The 19030-nt window shown below is 38.3% G+C and carries 15 protein-coding genes and 1 tRNA gene; all 16 read right to left on the minus strand.

Translation table 11 applies throughout. The features are described 5' to 3' along the window. Window positions 1–58: 58 nt before the first annotated feature. Window positions 59–130 (minus strand) — tRNA-Glu (locus BM097_RS02445). Between the two features lie 193 nt (window positions 131–323). After that, on the minus strand, window positions 324–1340 hold the full coding sequence (gene galE, locus BM097_RS02450) for a UDP-glucose 4-epimerase GalE (RefSeq protein ID WP_090545542.1): 1017 nt from the start codon (window positions 1338–1340) through the stop codon (window positions 324–326). A gap of 199 nt (window positions 1341–1539) precedes the next feature. Further along, window positions 1540–1899, minus strand: a complete 360-nt coding sequence (gene rplT / locus BM097_RS02455) for a 50S ribosomal protein L20 (RefSeq protein ID WP_090545544.1) — start codon at window positions 1897–1899, stop codon at window positions 1540–1542. A 43-nt stretch (window positions 1900–1942) separates the two neighbouring features. After that, window positions 1943–2140 carry a 50S ribosomal protein L35 gene (gene rpmI, locus BM097_RS02460; protein ID WP_028243827.1) on the minus strand — a complete coding sequence of 66 codons (198 nt, stop codon included), beginning with the start codon at window positions 2138–2140 and terminating at the stop codon, window positions 1943–1945. Window positions 2141–2157: 17 nt separating this feature from the next. Continuing rightward, window positions 2158–2655, minus strand: coding sequence for a translation initiation factor IF-3 (gene infC, locus BM097_RS02465; protein WP_028243828.1), 498 nt, complete (start codon window positions 2653–2655; stop codon window positions 2158–2160). A gap of 202 nt (window positions 2656–2857) precedes the next feature. Then, complete coding sequence (locus tag BM097_RS02470) at window positions 2858–3673, minus strand: Cof-type HAD-IIB family hydrolase (protein ID WP_177197341.1); 816 nt, start codon at window positions 3671–3673, stop codon at window positions 2858–2860. Next, window positions 3666–5831 (minus strand): RNA degradosome polyphosphate kinase, encoded by a 2166-nt coding sequence (locus tag BM097_RS02475; RefSeq protein ID WP_090545550.1) that lies wholly within the window; start codon window positions 5829–5831, stop codon window positions 3666–3668. The genes BM097_RS02470 and BM097_RS02475 overlap by 8 nt, the downstream gene beginning before the upstream one ends. An 8-nt stretch (window positions 5832–5839) precedes the next feature. Then, window positions 5840–7363, minus strand: a complete 1524-nt coding sequence (locus BM097_RS02480; RefSeq protein ID WP_177197342.1) for a Ppx/GppA phosphatase family protein — start codon at window positions 7361–7363, stop codon at window positions 5840–5842. A 19-nt stretch (window positions 7364–7382) separates the two neighbouring features. Continuing rightward, the gene (gene pheA / locus BM097_RS02485) at window positions 7383–8519 is read right to left on the minus strand and encodes a prephenate dehydratase (RefSeq protein WP_090545554.1); all 1137 of its coding nucleotides are present in this window, start codon (window positions 8517–8519) and stop codon (window positions 7383–7385) included. Between the two features lie 7 nt (window positions 8520–8526). Further along, on the minus strand, window positions 8527–9546 hold the full coding sequence (locus tag BM097_RS02490) for a DUF5050 domain-containing protein (RefSeq protein ID WP_090545556.1): 1020 nt from the start codon (window positions 9544–9546) through the stop codon (window positions 8527–8529). A gap of 16 nt (window positions 9547–9562) precedes the next feature. Next, complete coding sequence (locus BM097_RS02495) at window positions 9563–13993, minus strand: PolC-type DNA polymerase III (RefSeq protein ID WP_090545558.1); 4431 nt, start codon at window positions 13991–13993, stop codon at window positions 9563–9565. 171 nt (window positions 13994–14164) lie between these two features. Then, window positions 14165–15223: a flavodoxin-dependent (E)-4-hydroxy-3-methylbut-2-enyl-diphosphate synthase gene (ispG, locus tag BM097_RS02500; protein ID WP_090545560.1), complete on the minus strand. Its 1059-nt coding sequence runs from the start codon at window positions 15221–15223 to the stop codon at window positions 14165–14167. A 20-nt stretch (window positions 15224–15243) separates the two neighbouring features. Beyond that, window positions 15244–16278 carry an RIP metalloprotease RseP gene (gene rseP, locus BM097_RS02505; protein ID WP_090545562.1) on the minus strand — a complete coding sequence of 345 codons (1035 nt, stop codon included), beginning with the start codon at window positions 16276–16278 and terminating at the stop codon, window positions 15244–15246. A 2-nt stretch (window positions 16279–16280) separates the two neighbouring features. Beyond that, window positions 16281–17429, minus strand: a complete 1149-nt coding sequence (locus tag BM097_RS02510; protein WP_090545563.1) for a 1-deoxy-D-xylulose-5-phosphate reductoisomerase — start codon at window positions 17427–17429, stop codon at window positions 16281–16283. A gap of 30 nt (window positions 17430–17459) precedes the next feature. Continuing rightward, window positions 17460–18263 (minus strand): phosphatidate cytidylyltransferase, encoded by an 804-nt coding sequence (locus tag BM097_RS02515; protein WP_090545564.1) that lies wholly within the window; start codon window positions 18261–18263, stop codon window positions 17460–17462. Window positions 18264–18275: 12 nt separating this feature from the next. Then, the gene (locus BM097_RS02520) at window positions 18276–18974 is read right to left on the minus strand and encodes an isoprenyl transferase (RefSeq protein ID WP_090545566.1); all 699 of its coding nucleotides are present in this window, start codon (window positions 18972–18974) and stop codon (window positions 18276–18278) included. Between the last annotated feature and the right edge of the window lie 56 nt (window positions 18975–19030).

Here is a 19030-nt window from a genome sequence, read left to right on the forward strand (position 1 = left end):
AGCGTTTATCCATAAGATTATATAACAAAAAAGCACTCGAATTATCGAGTGCTTTTAGCAGTTCCTAGCGGAATCGAACCGCTGTTTTCGCCGTGAGAGGGCGACGTCTTAACCGCTTGACCAAGGAACCAAATTGTTTCTGTCGCTTGCGACGAGTGTTATATTACTATGGATTGAAAGATAAGTCAACAGGTTTTTTGAAAATTTTTAAAGAAATTTTTCATGAATACTATTACCATATTTTAATTTATCAAAAGAGCCTTCTATTCATACCCTCATCCGCCCCGAAGGGGCACCTTCCCCCTACTTAGGGGGAAGGCATTTTAGTCTTCGTAACCATTTGGGTTATTCTTCTGCCATCTCCAAGAATCTGCACACATTTCCTTAATTCCGTACTCTGCTGTCCAACCAAGCTCTTCCTTAGCCTTTGTAGCATCAGAATAGCATGTTGCAATATCACCAGCTCGACGTGGCTTAATAGAATAAGGAATCTTAATATCATTAGCTTCCTCGAAATTCTTTACAATATCAAGAACTGAGTATCCAACACCTGTTCCAAGATTGTAAATCTTAAGACCTGCATTCTCTTCAATCTTCTTAAGAGCCTTAACATGTCCCTTAGCAAGATCTACTACATGGATGTAATCACGTACACCTGTACCATCCGGAGTATCGTAATCATCACCAAATACACCAAGTTCTGGAAGCTTTCCTACTGCTACCTGTGTAATGTATGGCATAAGGTTGTTTGGAATACCATTTGGGTTCTCTCCCATTGTTCCTGATGGATGAGCACCGATTGGGTTAAAGTAACGAAGAAGTACAACGTTCCACTCATTATCAGCCTTCTGCATATCTGAAAGAATTTGCTCAAGCATTGACTTGGTCCATCCGTAAGGATTTGTACACTGTCCCTTTGGGCAATTCTCAGTAATAGGTATCTCTGCTGGATCACCGTAAACTGTAGCTGATGATGAGAAGATAATATTCTTGCAGTTGTGCTGACGCATAACATCTACAAGCGTAAGTGTACCTGCAATATTATTTTCGTAGTATTCCCAAGGCTTTGCAACTGATTCACCAACTGCCTTAAGACCTGCAAAATGAATACATGAATCAAGCTGCTCCTTTTCGAATACTTCATTTAATCTATCTCTATCAAGAATATCCCCCTTATAGAATTTAACAGGCTTTCCTGTGATTGCCTCAACTCTCTTTAAAGACTTTTCTGATGAATTACTAAGATTATCATAAACAACTACATCATAACCTGCCTGCTGGAGCTCAACACATGTGTGGCTTCCAATAAAACCTGCACCACCTGTAACTAATATAGCCATAGTTTTATCCTCCTTAAAATAAATTCAGTAATTAGATTAACAGATATCTATCAATAATAAAAGTCGAATAAAAGTAAATTTTTTACAAAAATAATCATAAATTACTCAAATTTTTGGAAATATGTATTAAATGTTTTTTTGCAATAAAAAAACTCTTATCAGAATCAATCTGATAAGAGCATTTTTCATCATGTTAAGATTAAGCTGCAACCTTAGACTTAGCAAGCTCAACAAGCTTAGCAAATCCTTCAGCATCGTTAACTGCCATCTCAGCAAGCATCTTTCTGTTCATTTCAACACCTGCAAGCTTAAGACCGTACATGAACTTAGAGTATGAAAGTCCATTGATACGAGCTGCAGCATTGATACGAGCGATCCAAAGCTGTCTGAACTGTCTCTTTCTCTGCTTTCTACCAGCGTATGCTGATGTAAGGGCACGCATAACTGACTGCTTTGCAACACGATACTGCTTGCTTCTAGCGCCTCTGTAACCCTTTGCTAACTTTAATGTTCTATTATGTCTTTTCTTAGCGTTTAATCCGCCTTTAATTCTTGCCATTTTAAATTCCTCCTAACCAAAAATCAATTACACTACCAACATCTTAGATGTATGGAAGTACTTTCTTCATGTTCTTTACATTTGTTGAATCAACGATAGCTGACTGACGAAGATTTCTCTTTCTCTTTGTAGTCTTCTTGGTTAAGATATGGCTCTTGTATGCCTTGTTTCTCTTAAGCTTTCCTGTTCCTGTTACCTTAAAGCGCTTTGCAGCTGCTCTTCTTGTCTTCATCTTTGGCATGATAAATTCCTCCTGTATTACGATTTCTTTTCTGTAAGCACCAGACTCATACTACGGCCTTCAATCTTTGGTGCCTTTTCCACTACTGCAACATCAGCAAGTGCCTCTGCAAAATCATCTAAGATGTGCTTAGAAGACTGCATGTGAGCCATCTCACGTCCACGGAAACGAAGTGTAACCTTAACCTTGTCACCCTTCGAAATGAACTTCTTAGCTGCATTTACCTTTGTGTTCATATCATTAGCATCAATGTTTGGAGACATACGTATTTCCTTTACCTCAACAACATGCTGCTTTTTCTTAGCTTCCTTTTCCCTGCGTGCCTGCTCATAGCGGTATTTACCGTAATCTACAATCTTGCACACTGGTGGATTTGCCTTAGGTGAAATCTTAACTAAATCTAAACCTTCATCATCGGCAATCTTCTGTGCCTCTCTTGCTGACATAATGCCAAGCTGTTCCCCATCAGAGCCAATTACACGAACCTCTTTGTCACGAATCTGCTCATTAATCATTAAATCGCTAATGGTACTACCTCCAAATAATAAAAAAATAGTGGATACAGAATATCCACCATAAATCATCACAAACAAGGTTTGTGTGAAATATAAACCCGAGTCACTAACAAGTGCTAAGGTGAGAGTGGATACTCTACTTTGTTTTCACAACATTGATAATTTAACATAAAACCTATGTTACGTCAACAGTTTTTGGAAATTAAAATATAAATTTATCAATTACTTCTGCTATTGCCCCATGATTATTGTCGTTTTCAGTAATGTAATCAGCTACGGCTTTAAGCTCTTCTCTGGCATTTGCGACTGCTACACCAGTGCCAGCAGCTTCCACCATACTGATATCATTTCTCTCATCACCTACAGTTACAACATCTTCTATGGAAATATTCATAATACCAGCAAGCTTTTTAACACCATCGCCCTTTCCGGTACCCTTTTTAATGTACTCTAAAAATGCATAATGTGAGAAAAAGCTTTCGAATCGATCTCCATAGACAGCCTCATGTTCATCCTTAAAGGCCTGTAAGTTTTCAGGATGATCATAGTCTATTGCAATAAGCTTTGTAATGTTCTTTCCTTTAAGTTCGTCTACGCTGGACAGATAAACCAGCTGTTCCCCTGAAAGCTTTTTATAGCTTTCTACAAACCAATTGTCATTAAATGTATAAATGTGTGTGGCGTCAAACGTAACGCAGGTAAAACCGGAATTTAAAACCTCTGTTATTACTTCTCTTGCATCGTTATTATCTAGGTAATCGCCAAATAAGGCTTCATCACTATCGAATTTAGTACCGATATTACCCTGATGACCAAGTATAAAAACATTATCTCTGTTAAACTCATCATAAACAGACAAGATTTCTCTTAATGCATGATTTGGTCTTCCAGTATTAAATGCAAAAACATGGCCAGCATCTAAAAGCTTGGTAATAGCCTGAAGATTCTCCTTTGAAATAGTCTTATCATCATTAAATAGTGTACCGTCCATATCAACGGCTAATAGCTTTCTACTCATCGATAACCTCATTTGCTAGAATTGGTGTAAATGTTCGTTTGTTTAAGAAGTCTACTTCTGGCTCATTATTTCTTTTTGCTTCTTTGCAGAAGGTATCCTGTGCACCTACTGCCTTCTTTCCACGAAGCGGCTTTATTCTAACATAAGTAGAATCATCTGTCATCTGATAAGCCTTAAGATTATCTGCAAGCTGAACATCAAGAATGTGCTTAACCTTTAACTTTAGAGCCTCATCCTCTACTGGAAAAATAATTTCCACACGTCTGTCTAAGTTACGTGGCATCCAATCGGCAGAGCCCATGTAAATATCTTCTACACCATTATTGTAGAAATAAAAAATTCTAGCATGCTCTAAGTAAGTTCCTACAATTGAGGTTACATGTATGTTTTCGCTAACGCCTTGAATTCCTGTTCTAAGGCAACAGATTCCTCTAATAATAAGCTGAATCTTTACCCCTGCACAGCTTGCTTCATAGAGTTTTTCAATTATCTGCTTATCGCAGAGAGAATTCATCTTGGCAATAATAATTGCCTCCTTACCCTCCTTGGCATGACTGATTTCCCTGTTGATAAGATTGATAAAGGTATCTCGAAGCCATAATGGGGCAACTACCAGTTTGTTCCAGCTTTCTGGCTCTGAATATCCTGATAGCATATTAAATACAGCGGTAGCATCCTCACCATAGGTTTCGTTGCAGGTAAACATGCCGCAGTCTGTGTAAAGCTTTGCTGTAGAATCATTATAATTTCCTGTGCCAAGATGTACATATCTACGAATACCATCTTCCTCACGGCGTACAACAAGGGCGATTTTACAGTGAGTCTTTAGTCCAACAAGACCATATATTACATGAACCCCTGCTTTTTCAAGCTTCTTTGCCCAGATGATATTATTTTCCTCATCAAATCTAGCCTTTAGTTCAACTAAAACAGTAACCTGCTTACCATTTTCGGCAGCATGTGCAAGACTTGCGATAATTGGAGAATTACCGCTGACTCGGTATAAGGTCTGTTTAATCGCAAGAACCTGAGGATCAAAGGCTGCCTGGGCCACAAAATCAACTACAGGATCAAAGGTCTCGTAAGGATGATGTAATAAAATGTCACCCTTTTTAATTTCATCAAAAATCTTTTCACCTGGTCGAAGCCTTGGGTTCTCCTGTGGCTTGAAGGCTGGCTGTCTAAGATTGTCACGCCCTTCAATTCCATAAAGCTTCATAAGGAAGGTTAAATCTATTGGCCCCTTTATTTTATAGATATCAATTTCATTTACACCCAAATTCTTCTTAAGAATTGAAAGCAGCTTTTTGTTAATGGTGGATTCAACCTCTAGTCGAATAACCTCACCCCATTGACGGGACTTTATCTGCTTTTCTATTTCAAGCAGCAAATCCTCTGCGCCCTCTTCATCAATAGAAAAATCGGCATTACGCATGATTCGATATGGAGATGCTGCCACCACATTGTAATTCAAAAACAGCTTGTCCATATTATGCTCGATTATCTGCTCCAAAAGAATAAAGCAATCATGGCTTTTTTCATCAGATGGAAGTGCTACGAATCGTGGCAGTACTGATGGCACCTGAACTGTGGCAAATTCAACATCATCATTGGTTCTTCCTGCAACAGTGCTATCCTTTTTCTTTTCTATCAAGGCAGCTATGTTTAAGGACTTGTTTCGAATAAGTGGAAATGGTCTTGAAGCATCAAAGGCCATTGGCGTAAGAACCGGATAAACCTGACTCATGAAAAAGGAATCAATAAACTTTAACTGTTCTTCATTTAAGTCCTCATACTTATCATATATAATAATTCCATTTTCCTTGAGGATCGGATTTAGGTGCTTGCCAAAAATATTATATTGTAAATCCACCAATTCTCTTGTCTTTTCATTTATGCAAATCAGCTGCTCTGTAGGTGTCATTCCAGCAATATCAGGCTTTGTGTAACCAGCGTGCTCCATATCCTTTAAAGAGGCTACCCTGACCATAAAAAACTCATCTAAATTTGAAGATGTAATACTTACAAATTTTACACGGTCCAAAATAGGCAAATCCTTCACCATGGCTTCATTTAAAACCCTAAGCTCGAATTTAAGCCAGCTTAGCTCTCTATTATCATAATATTTTGGATCTGATAGATTTAATTTATTTGCCATATTACCTCCTAAAGCTTTCCATTATCCTTAAGAACAGGTTTTATAGAGAATATATCTGCAAAGAAATCCGCGTTCTTTTTAAATAATCCTTTTTCCAAGGCAAGAGAGCTGTTAGCTTCTATGGAAATCACAAGCTCTCCATCCTTTACCTTCATGGATACATTTTTGATTTTCTGCTTATGCGAACGATCAAGGGCATTTGCCACCTTCAAAATAGCTAATAGCTTTAGAATTACAATATATTCATCCTGTGTAAATCTATCTGAAAGATATTCGTAAGGTGCAACATTTTTTCTATTGTATTCTACAGTGGTTGCTACAAGCTCTCTTTCCTTATGACTAAGGCCTAAAATCTCAGAGGCCATAATTATAGTGTAGGAACAGTTGGAGGCTTCTGCCAAGGAAATATATTTTCCGCAATCATGCAATATAGCTATGCACTGAATCAGAATACGCTCTCTTTTTCCCATGCCATGATACTTTTTCATAGCATCAAATATTTCTGAGGAAAGCTTATACAAAGCCTTAAGATGAGGCTGATAGCTGCCATATCTTTTTGCAATAGCCCAGGCAGCAGATATAATATCGTTTTCGAAATCATGTGTAGCAGTCAGCCATTTTTTCGAATAGCTATGGTTGTAGGCAATGCCCTCACTTATGGACACACCTGGTGCATACACAATGGATGGATTTAAGGTTAAAGCCAAAGCTTTATAAAGCATTACAACTGGCTCCACAAAGCCTTTATTATCTAAATAAACATCATTTTCTGATTCAAAGCTTCGGATGAAGTTTTTATTAATTTTATTTAAAAACTCCATATAGTCCTTTATCTTAACTTTTCTGGAGGTAAAGCCAGACAAGCGCTCTGCAATAGCACTAACCTGCACTCCTAAAAGAATCATGTACTTTGGTTCAAGGTCATTTAAAAACATGGTTTTAAATACCTCAAGCTCCTTGTACATCATCTCGTAGGTCTGCTCTAGTGAATTGCTGGAAGCTGTTCCAAGCTTCTTCAGATTTTCACTAATCGAAACTGTTCCCAAAGACAGGTGTTGTGTAGTTACGATTTTACCCTTTGAAAAGAAGGTGATTTGAAGAGAAATTCCGCCTACATCAATCATGACTGCGCTATCTGAAATAATCTCCTCAAAATCTGGAATGGCAGCGGCAGCCTGATATCCTAAAAATCTCTGTTCTGAATTTGATAATACTGTAACGGAAAAGCCTGTGTGAACCTTAATCTGTTCAAGAACAATTAAAGAATTGCTTGCAAGCCTAATATTTGGCCCTGCAACAATGGAAAAGCTATCTACCTTGTAGCCCTCCATGGTGCGTTTCATATCGTTTAGAATACGACATAATTTATCAGTAGTTTCAGGCAGAATCTTACCTACTGACAGAATATCCTTAATAACATCAGAAGGGATTTTAAGAGTGTCAATAGTCTTAATCCCCTTCTGCTTACCTATTTCAAACACCTTCATAGTAGTTTCATAAGAACCTATATAAATGCTAGCAAATAGTTTCATAAATTCCCCCATTTATCTTCTAGTAGTTACCTAGTACTCTAACACTTACGCATTCTTCGGAAAGACCAATAAGCGCATTTCTGACGGCTTCATCATTAAGATTGCCATCAATATCAATAAAGAATCTATACTGCCAATTAACCCCCTTAATTGGTCGTGATTCTATTCTGTTCATATTAATTCCATTGAAGATAAGATTTGAAAGTATACGATAAAGACTTCCTGGCTGATGACTGATTTCCAGACATAGGCTGATTTTATCTGCTGATTTTCTATATTTCTTATCCTTTGAAACAATAATAAATCTTGTTTCGTTATTCTTATCATCCTGGATATTTTCTTCGAGTATATCAAGATCATAAAGAATAGCATTATATTTACTTCCGATTGCAGCCTGGGTAATGTCCCCATCGTCACGAATCTTCATGGCAGACATGGCTGTATTTCTAAGGTTTTTAACGTCCCAATCGAGGTGCTTTGTTCTAATGTAACCTTCGCATTGAGAAATTGCCTTTGGATGAGAATAGACGGTTTTAATATCATCTATTGTAGCTCCCTTTATTCCAAGAAGGGCGTGATTCACCTTTAAAATCTGCTCTCCAATAATTGCAACATTGTATTCAGAAAGTAAATCAAAATTTTCTTCTATTGAACCAGCCAAGCTGTTTTCGATAGGAAGCACGGCATAGTCTGCTCTACCATCGCTGATGGCATCCATAGCATCCCGCCACAAATCTACATGGAAGCTGTCCTTCATATCTTCATTAAAAAAAGCAAGCATGGCAAGCTGGGAATAAGCTCCCTGCACTCCCTGAAAGCAAACCGTAGCATCAGAAAAATCGAAGTCCTGGATTTGTGTAAATCCTGTATCAAAGCTAACACCATTATCCCTAAGAATAGCGAACTGCTTCTTTCTACTAATGGACATTATCTGAGTATATAATTCATGTACAGCCTGAGCGTTGAATGGGTCGTCTACGTAAGAAGCAAGCTTTGCAAGTTTTTCATCCTCGCGAGCCTTATCGTAAACCTTTTTGCCTGTGGCAATTTTATATTCTGCCACCTGACAGGCCAGCTCCATTCTTTCGGTAAATAACTTAAGTATCTCCTTATCTACCTTGTCAATATCTTCTCTTAATTCCCCTAAATCTCTCATAAGTCTCCTAATCATCAAGCGGTATAATAGGCGGATCAAACAGTTCTACCTGATTGCTTCCCACAGGCGAATGGAAGGTAGTACCTGATCGATAATCTGCAAAATATACATATTTACTAGTTACATTGATATTATTATACTCTCCTTCAGCCAGCAGTATTTCTGCTCCACTGGTTAAGTCCACTCTGTATATTCCATCTGGATTTCCCTTGATTGACTGATAATATAAATAATTGCCTGCCACATTGTAGCCACTTGTTCCATAGGTGGTAATGCCTGTTTTGTTCTCGCCTGATAATGTGCTACGGTATACACGATTCTTATCGTCAAGATTCATGTAATATAAATTATTACCGTCAATAATAGGCAACCATAAATTTTCTGAAGAAACAAATGCCGAATCTTTTGAATCAAGGTTCATGCTGTGTAGGTTATGATCATGCTCTACACCGGAATAATATAGTCTTCCATTATAAATACAGCGTGGATCAATTGCTGATTTTGTAAGCTGCTCTCTTTCGCTTCCATCTATTTTAACAGTATAGACTGATGTTGCATCTTCAGCATCATAGTGGAAATAAACTATTTTGTTATCGCAAAGTGCAGCAGCATTACAATTCGCATCATCTAAAATGATGACTTTACCATTTCTTTTAGACATTCTACAAAGGCTATTAATGTTTACATTTAAAAAACCCATCTGCGAATAGTCTCTATTACCATTACGGCTGTAATAAAGATAGTGAGAATCAGCATTTATAAAATAAACACTGTCATTAGCTAATACTTCAATATCTGATTCATCAGGATTCATTTTATAAATCCTACTGTAATCATTTGGATTGGCAAAATATACAACACCGTCATTCTCGCAGAACAGACCATTTCCGTATAGATTACCAGTGGTATTTCCTACGGTGCCTGGCTCGTTGAAATAGGTGACGGTATTAATATATTTGTAATAACCTAAACCTCCAATAATACCTAATGCAACAACTAAAATGATAATCCTTTTTACTACCTTCATTTACCTGCCCTCCCCGTTAAAGGTTAAAGAAATCTGATAGTGAAAGCTGATTAGACTTAGGTAAATCCTTTACGATTCCAAGTTCAATCATTTTATCAAGAATTGTCTGAGAAACCTTTCCTCTATCTCTAATTTCGTCCTGAGATAAGAATTTACCCTGACTTGCAGCAATCTGCAATTGTTCGGCAGCCTTATCACCCATTCCCGAAATAACATTGAATGGAGGAAGTAGCTTCCCATCTACTATTTTAAAGTATCTTGAGTCAGATTGGTATAGGTCCATAGGTAAAAATTCAAAACCTCTTGCATACATTTCCTGACAAAGACGAAGGGCAATTAATATATCTTTATCAGTTGCAGATAAATCTGACTGAGATTTATAGTATTTAATTTCCTGCTCACATCTAGCCTTACCAAGACAGCATTTTTCGTAATCAAAACCACCAGCTCTGATTGAGAAAAAGGCAGCGTAATATGCCAATGGATAATTAATCTTACAATAGGCAACGCGCCAAGCCATCATAACGTAGGCAGCAGCATGAGCCTTTGGGAACATATATTTAATCTTTTCGCAGGAACCAATGTACCAATCTGGCACTCCATGCTCTTGCATGTGCTGCTTGTAGGTTGGCCATTCATCACATTTTCCTTTTGCTACAACACCCTTACGTACACGCTCCATAATGGTGAAGGATTCCGCTGGATCAAGGCCCTTATGAATAAGATAAACCATGATATCATCACGAGTACAAATGGCCTCCGTGATGGTAGCAATACCGTTTAAGATAAGATCCTGGGCATTACCTAACCATACGTCAGTACCATGGGCAAGACCTGCTATACGAACCAAGTCCGTAAAATACTTAGGCTTTGCCTCCACAAGCATCTGCATGGCAAAATCAGTACCAAACTCTGGAATTCCAAGTGTACCAAGAGGTGTTCCCATAATATCGTCTGGTGTAATTCCAAGTGCTTCCGTGCTTTGGAAAAGGGACATAACCCCTTTATCATCTAAAGGAATCTTTGTAGCATCTATTCCTGTCAAATCCTCTAATCGCTTAATCATGGTAGGATCCAAATGTCCTAGGATATCAAGCTTAAGCAGGTTGGCATCAATCTTATGGTAATCGAAGTGAGTGGTGACAATATCCGTATCCTTATTAGCTGGATGCTGAACAGGTGTGAAGGAATAAATGTCCTCACCATTTGGAAGAACTACTACACCACCTGGATGCTGACCTGTGGTAGATTTAACACCTTCAACACCCTTTGCAAGACGTTCGTTTTCAGCACGACGTTTTCTGATATCACGCTTGTCATAATACTTAAGCACGTAACCTACGGCGTTTTTATCAGCAAGAGTGGAAACTGTACCAGCCTTAAAGGTTTGACCATCACCGAAAATAACTTCTGTATATTTATGAGCCTTCGATTGATATTCGTTTGAGAAGTTCAAATCGATATCAGGCTCTTTATCACCTTTGAATCCAAGGAAGGTTTCAAATGGAATATCAAATCCATCCTTAGCAAGAGGCTTGCCGCACTTAGGGCAAATCTTATCTGGCATGTCTACACCGGAAAGTCCCTGGTTTACAATATCCTGCACCTCTGGTCCATCGAAATCTACATAGAAGCAGTTAGGACATCTATAATGAGGTGGCAATGGATTAACCTCTGTAATACCAGCCATTGTGGCAGCAAAGGATGAACCTACAGAACCACGGGAGCCTACCAGATATCCATCCTCGTTGGACTTCCAAACCAGCTTCTGAGCAATAATATACATAACGGAATAGCCATTACCAATGATAGAATTAAGCTCTCGCTCAAGACGGGCTGATACTATTTCTGGAAGCTCAGGACCGTAAACCTCATGTGCTCTGGTTTCGCAAATGCGTCGTAAATCCTCCTCCGAATGTTCGATAACTGGAGGACATTTATCTGGTCGAACTGGATGAATGCGCTCGCACATATCTGCAATCTTATTGGTATTTTCTACTACTACCTCATGGGCCTTTGCAAGGCCTAGATATGCAAACTCTTCAAGCATTTCATCTGTGCTATGCAAATACAAAGGTGCCTGCTGATCAGCATCATCAAAGCCCTTATTAGCCATGATAATTCGTCTATATACCTCATCCTCAGGATCAAGGAAATGCACGTCACATGTGGCAACTACAGGCTTGTTTAATTCTTCGCCTAAAGCAACAATTTGTTTATTTATCTCCTGCAAATCCTTTACAGAATTGATATGCTCATATTTACTCTTTTCCGAGCGAATCATAAACTCATTATTTCCCACAGGCTGAATTTCAAGATAATCATAGAAATTAGCAATACGCATAATTTCTGATTCATCCCTGCCATCAACTATGGCATCATAAAGCTCACCAGCCTCGCAGGCAGAACCAATAATAAGTCCCTCTCTACATTCCTCAAGAAGGCTCTTTGGCACTCTCGGATGTCTACTGAAATAATATAAATGAGATTCAGAAACTAACCTGTAAAGATTGATTCGTCCTAAATCGTTTTTAGCAAGCACAATGCAGTGGTTGCTTCGCATCTTTTTAATCTGCTCTGGACCTGGCTTGCTGTGGGCATTAAGCTCGGTAAGATTAAATATGTTTTCTGCTTCAAGCTTGACAATAAACTTTTCAAAAATCTTGGAGGTAACCTCAGCATCATCTACCGCTCTGTGGTGGTGCTCATTCACAAGATTTTCAGCTTTACATACGGCATCAAGATTAAATCTTGCCATATTTGGATGGAGATATCTGGCCATCTCTACTGTATCCACATGTGTGAAATCATATTCAAGGCCAAGCAATTTGCAATTGTGTTTGATAAAGCTTGTATCAAAGCCTGCGTTGTGAGCAACCAGCACGGTACCCTTACAAAACTCCATGAACCTAGGCAGAATAACATCGATTGTTGGAGCATCCTCTACCATTTCATCCTTAATAGAAGTTAGTTCAGTAATCTTGTATGGAATTGGAACCTCAGGATTTACAAACTCAGAGAATCTATCAACTACCTGACCATCTACAATCTTTACTGCACCAATTTCAATAATCTTGCAGGTACGAGGATTAAATCCTGTAGTCTCAATATCAAATACAACAAATTCCCCTCTAAGGGACTGGCCTCTATCGTTTGTGACAATCTGCTTAGTATCATCTACCAAATAGATTTCACAGCCATAGATAACCTTGAAATCTCCAAGTCCCTTCATGTGGTCTGCGTCACAGAATGCCTGAACTACGCCATGGTCTGTAATAGCAAGAGCCTTGTGGCCCCAGTCCATAGCACGCTTGATGATTGTGGTTATTTCTGATACACCATCGAAATCCGACATCTTGGTATGACAGTGAAGCTCTACACGCTTATCTACAGCATTGTCCTGTCTTACCACCCTAAAATCACGAATTTTTTGAATGGAATTTATACGACCAACAGTAAGCTCCTTAGAATACATATCCTCGTCAAGCTTACCAGAAATCTTGTAAAAACCACCTACACTAAGAGCACTCTCAAGCTGACGTCCCTGGTCTGCATCGCTAAAGAAGAACTTAATAGAAATAGAATCTGTAAAATCTGTAATAGCTCCTGTTCCGAAGTATCCACCCTTTTTGGTTTCTCTAAACTCTAGAGCTGTAAGCTGACCACGAATAATAATTGGTCCAAGCTGTTCACCATTGATGTCCTCAAGTGGTGTGGCATTTTCAAGTATCTCGTTTCCGTAAATAACATCAGGGTCATCAGATTTAGTAAGTGGCTTAATAATCTTTTGAGGCTCTTCCTTCTCTTCTACATTATCCTTGGAAGCTTCGGCAACCTTTTTCTCCTCTGCCTTTTCCTCAACAGCATTAGTTCTAGAATTGATGGCAGCAATCTTGTTTTCCATTTCCTTGATTGCATTTTCCAGATACTTACTCTTAACAGGCTCCTTGTAAGCAAAATCAATTACTACGTCCTGATGGCATCTACGGCAGATAATAGAATGAAGCACATCGAAAAGCTCATGCTCCTTTTCTCTGCCAATAACAGTATCTTCGATAGTAACCTTTAGATGGCCATCATCAGTAATGTCTAAATCTGCTTTTTTGTATATGTTAAAAAGAAGAGCACTTCTATCTTCTAGCTCCTCTAAAATACTATCATTGTATGAACTTATAAGATTAGATGGTGTGTACTGACTAGATAAATCAAAGTCTTCTAGAATTCTGATTGTAACACCATTGTTTGGGAAGAATTGTTTCTTAATGGATTTTTCCAAATGCCAAATACGGCGCTTTGGAATCAACGTATTAAAAGTAACGTATATACGTATATCATCTTTGTTACGACCTGTACTTACCTTAGTGACAGTGGCGTCACTTAAGGCAGTCTCAAGATCGTTTTCCGTATCCATATTTGGAAACACATCATAAAAACTCATTTGATCCATAACATATCTCCAGGGGTTTAGTCCGGGGGTTTGAGCAGGGGTGTTATTTAGGTTTTCAAAGCTCCCGCAAGCCATCTCCCATACTTTCGCTCCGGTCCAGTAGGTCCTCACTCGGTATGGGGCCCTCTTGCTCGCGCCTGCCTAGACTGTGTACACCCCTCACTTATTACTTTACGATTGTGGGCGAGGCCAGGCGATAAGTTCTTGACGGAGGGCGCCAAGAAGTTCGGACTCGGGCATTTTGCGGATGACTTCACCATGCTTTATGAGGAGGCCTTCGCCAATGCCACCGGCTACGCCGAGGTCGGCTTCTTTTGCTTCGCCTGGGCCATTTACTACGCAGCCCATAACGGCTACTTTAATATCTAAATCAGAAAATTCTTCAACAAGATTTTCTACCTTATTTGCAAGGCCGATTAAATCTATTTGTGTACGTCCACAGGTTGGACAAGATACAACTTCGATTCCACCCTTTCTAAGACCAAGTGTACGAAGAATGAGCTTGGCTGATTTAATCTCTTCTATAGGATCACCGGTAAGTGAAACTCTAATTGTATCACCAATGCCCTGCGAAAGAATCATTGAAAGTCCGCAGGCACTCTTAATGTTACCAGCCTTAACAGTACCCGCCTCGGTAATACCAACATGAAGTGGATGTGTAGTCTTATCTGCTATTAATTCATGAGCCTTAACGCACATCATAACATCAGAGGATTTAATACTGATTACAAGATTATCATATCCCATATCCTCAATAATCTTTACCTTATCAAGGGCAGATTCAACCAAACCTTCAGCAGTAACTCCACCGTATTTTTCCACAAGATTTTTCTCTAAAGAGCCAGAATTAACGCCAACTCGGATAGGAATATTTTTAGCCTTTGCAGCATCTACAACAGCCTTGATTCTATCCTGGCTTCCAATATTACCAGGATTAATTCTAATCTTATCAGCACCGTTTTCGATAGCAGCAATTGCAAGTCTATAGTCAAAATGAATATCTGCAACAAGAGGAATGCTAATCTGCTTTTTTATCTCAGCTATAGCTTTTGCTGCTTCCATATCAGGAACAGCACAGCGAATGATGTCACAGCCTGCTTTTTCAAGCTCTTTTATCTGGGCAACAGTAGCTGCAACGTCCTGTGTCTTTGTATTTGTCATAGATTGGATAAGGATTGGATTATCTCCTCCAATAACTCTATTTCCAATTTTTACTTCTGTAGTCTTCATATATACACCTCAACCGTCAGCTATATTAACTTAATAATATCATTATACATAACCACAACCATCAACAGCATTAGCAATGCAAATCCCACAAGATTAATGCCATTTTCAATTTCAGGCTTCATCTTCTTTCCTCTGATTGCTTCGATAATGATAAGTAAAATTCTTCCTCCATCTAAAGCTGGAAATGGAAGCAAATTCATAACACCTAAGTTTGCAGAAAGTAAAATTGCAATAGATGTTAAATTAATAAATACATAGAAAATACCACTAGTAACTGACTGGTCATATACAGATGATATAGTGGTAACCACACCGACAGGTCCTGACACTTCGTTTACAGATACCTGACCAGTAAACAGTAGCTTTAAGCTTGATAATGTAACATATATCTGATATTTAATCTCGTATAGAGAATATTTAAGCACGCCTATTGGAGAAACCTTTTGATAATCGGCATTCTTTGTAACACCAATCATCTTTCTTCCTGTCTCCTCGGAATACTTAGGTGTGAGTGTGGTGGTGTGCTTCTGACCATCTCGCATATATACAACCTTATAGCTATCTTCATTGGCGTGAAGGAAGGTATATATACTAACCTCATTATAAAAATGAACATTGTAGCCATTAATACTGATGATTTCATCACCTGCTTCCATACCAGCTTCGGCAGCAGGCATGTTTTCCATTACATCAGTAATGGTGGTGTCATTAACACCTATTGATGCAATGTAAACCACTGAAAGAATATAGGCCAGAATAAAATTAAAAAGTGGTCCACCAAAAACGATTTGGAATCTCTCAAAAAGAGATTTGTTGCCAAATGCTCTTTCACTATCACTTTCCTCATCCTCACCTTCCATTACACAAGAACCACCAAAAGGAAGAAGCTTAAGACAATACTTTGTCTCGCCCTTGCCCCAAGAAAGAATTGTTGGACCAAGTCCAAGAGTAAACTCATTTACTTTAACATTACATTTCTTTGCAAAAAGAAAATGTCCTAATTCATGAAAAATAATAATAAAGCTAAAAATAAGTATAGCGAGTATTATTTTCATTATTACCACCTGCTCTCAATAAAGTCGTAAGTCATCTGCTCAGTTTCAAGAACCTGCTTAATAGTAGGATTATTAATAAAGTTAACATTAATCATTGCCTCAGATACGATTTCTGGTATCTCTAAAAACTTAATCTTGTTATCTAAAAACTTTGCTACAGCTCTCTCATTTGCCGCATTGAAAACTGTAGGAATATTTCCACCTGCGTCCATTGCATCATAAGCTAACGATAAGCCGTAGAAAGTCTCCATATCAGGCTTTTCAAAGGTAAGTGTGCCTACTTTGAATAAATCAAGAGGCTCGGCATATAAAGTCTTTCTGTTAGGGTAGAACAATGCGTAAAGAATAGGAAGTCTCATATCTGGAGTTCCCATCTGACCAATAACTGCCCCATCCATAAACTCTACTGCAGAATGCAATATACTCTGAGGATGAACAACAACCTCAATCTGATTAAGATTAACGCCAAATAACCATTTAGCTTCCATAACCTCCAAGCCCTTATTAATCATAGTCGCAGAATCAATAGTAATTTTTGCTCCCATTGACCAATTAGGGTGCTTTAAGGCATCCTCTACTCTAACATTTTCAAGCTCCTCCAAGGTACGACCTCTAAAAGGGCCACCCGACGCAGTAAGAAGAATCTTAGATATCTCATTGTGTCTCTCGCCATTTAAGGATTGAAAAATAGCACTATGCTCACTATCAACAGGAAGTATTGAAACACCCTTTTCCTTTGCAAGTGGCATTATGATATGTCCTGCAGTAACTAATGTCTCTTTGTTGGCAAGAGCAATATTTTTCCCTGCATTAATTGCAGCTATAGTAGGCTGAACTCCAATCATACCCACAACTGCTGTTACAACTGTATCTGCACTATCAAAGGCAGCTACAGAAATAAGACCATCCATACCGTATAAAACAGTAACATCCAAATCTGCAATACGAGTCTTTAAATCCTTGGCCAACTCTTCTGTGCCAACAGAAACCAAAGCTGGATTGTATTTTCTAATCTGCTTTTCAAAAAGATCTATGTTGCTACCACATGACATGGCAACAACCTGTAAGTCATTAGGATTCTGAGAAACAATATCAAGAGTCTGTGTTCCTATTGATCCTGTAGAACCTAATATAGCAATTTTTTGTGACATACAAAAACACCTCGAATCAAAATTTAAGTATTATACATAAAAATAATATGCCAAGAAAAAGATAATTGGTGCAGTAATAATCATGCTATCAAAACGATCTAAAACTCCGCCGTGACCTGGGATTAATTTGCCATAATCCTTAATCTCAAAATTACGCTTAATAGCTGATGCTGCCAAATCTCCTACCATAGAAATAAGCGCACCAACGCCTGAGATAATTACAAGTGGTAAAATAGCAAAATCATCCATATGGAATGCTGCAGAAATAGCATAACAATAGATTAGTGTAAATAGCATTGCACCAAGCACTCCGCCAATAGCACCTTCTACAGATTTCTTTGGCGACAAAATAGGTGACATTTTATGCTTTCCAAATAAAACGCCAACGCAATAAGCTGATGTATCACTACCCCATGAGCATAAGAAAATTGCCCATACAATAAACTGTCCATCTGGAAGCATTCTTGTTTGATACAAGAATGAAAGCATTACGCCAACGTAAAATAATCCAAAGAATGTAGCCATTATCTGGTGACTATGATATTTAGGATATCCAAATACAAACACTGCTAATAGGAAAATGAGAAATCCTAAGAATATAACCATATTATCCTGACAGAATTTGAATCTTAAATCCATGTAATAAGTGATACAAGCAACATAGCCTAATATTCCAGGCAAGCTCTTTTCAACCTTAAATATCCTGTAAAGCTCAAACATTCCTATCAAAGAAAGAACTAGCATTACGCCAAGTAAAACATCCCCACCTGTGCAAATAAATAATAGCGAAAGAGCTATAAGAACTACCCCACTTATCAATCTGGTAACAAACATATTATTTCCTTCCTAAATTCCGCCAAATCGACGGTTTCTTTTATCATATTCTTCTATAGCTTTTTTAAGCTCATCTGGTGTAAATTCAGGCCATGGAACTGGAGTGAAATAAAACTCAGCATAAGCCAACTGCCATAGTAAATAGTTTGATAATCTCTGCTCCCCGGATGTACGAATCATAAAATCTGGATCTGGAATATCCTTAGTATCAAGATATCCAGAAAATAACTTTTCATCTATATCGTTTATATCTATAGAGCCATCCTTTACATCACTGGCAACCTTTTTAATTGCTCTTGTCATTTCATCTCTGCTACCGTAATTTATAGCAATAGTAAGTGTTAATCCTGTGAATTGAGATGAATATTCTGTAAGTTCAGCAATGCTGGCTCTAAGCTTATCATCTAATTTTGATAAATCACCAATGAATCTAACTCGAAGATTATCCTTTTTTGCTGTTTTCATACAAGTCTTAATGTATTCTCCAAGTAGCTTCATTAAAGCTTTAACTTCATCAGCTGGTCGTGACCAGTTTTCTGTAGAAAAAGCATACATGGTCACATATTTAACGCCAAGATCATGGGCAGCTCTACAAATGACTTCCACGTTCTTAGCCCCTACAGTGTGGCCATAAGTACGTGGCATTCCCTTCGACTTGGCCCAACGACCATTTCCGTCTAATATAATCGCAATATGTTCTGGTACGTTCATAGCACCCTCCAAAGTTCTATAAATAATTGAAAAGGGCACAAAACTGTGCCCTTAAA

The organism is Pseudobutyrivibrio sp. OR37 (genome assembly GCF_900113655.1).
GTDB lineage: Bacteria > Bacillota > Clostridia > Lachnospirales > Lachnospiraceae > Pseudobutyrivibrio.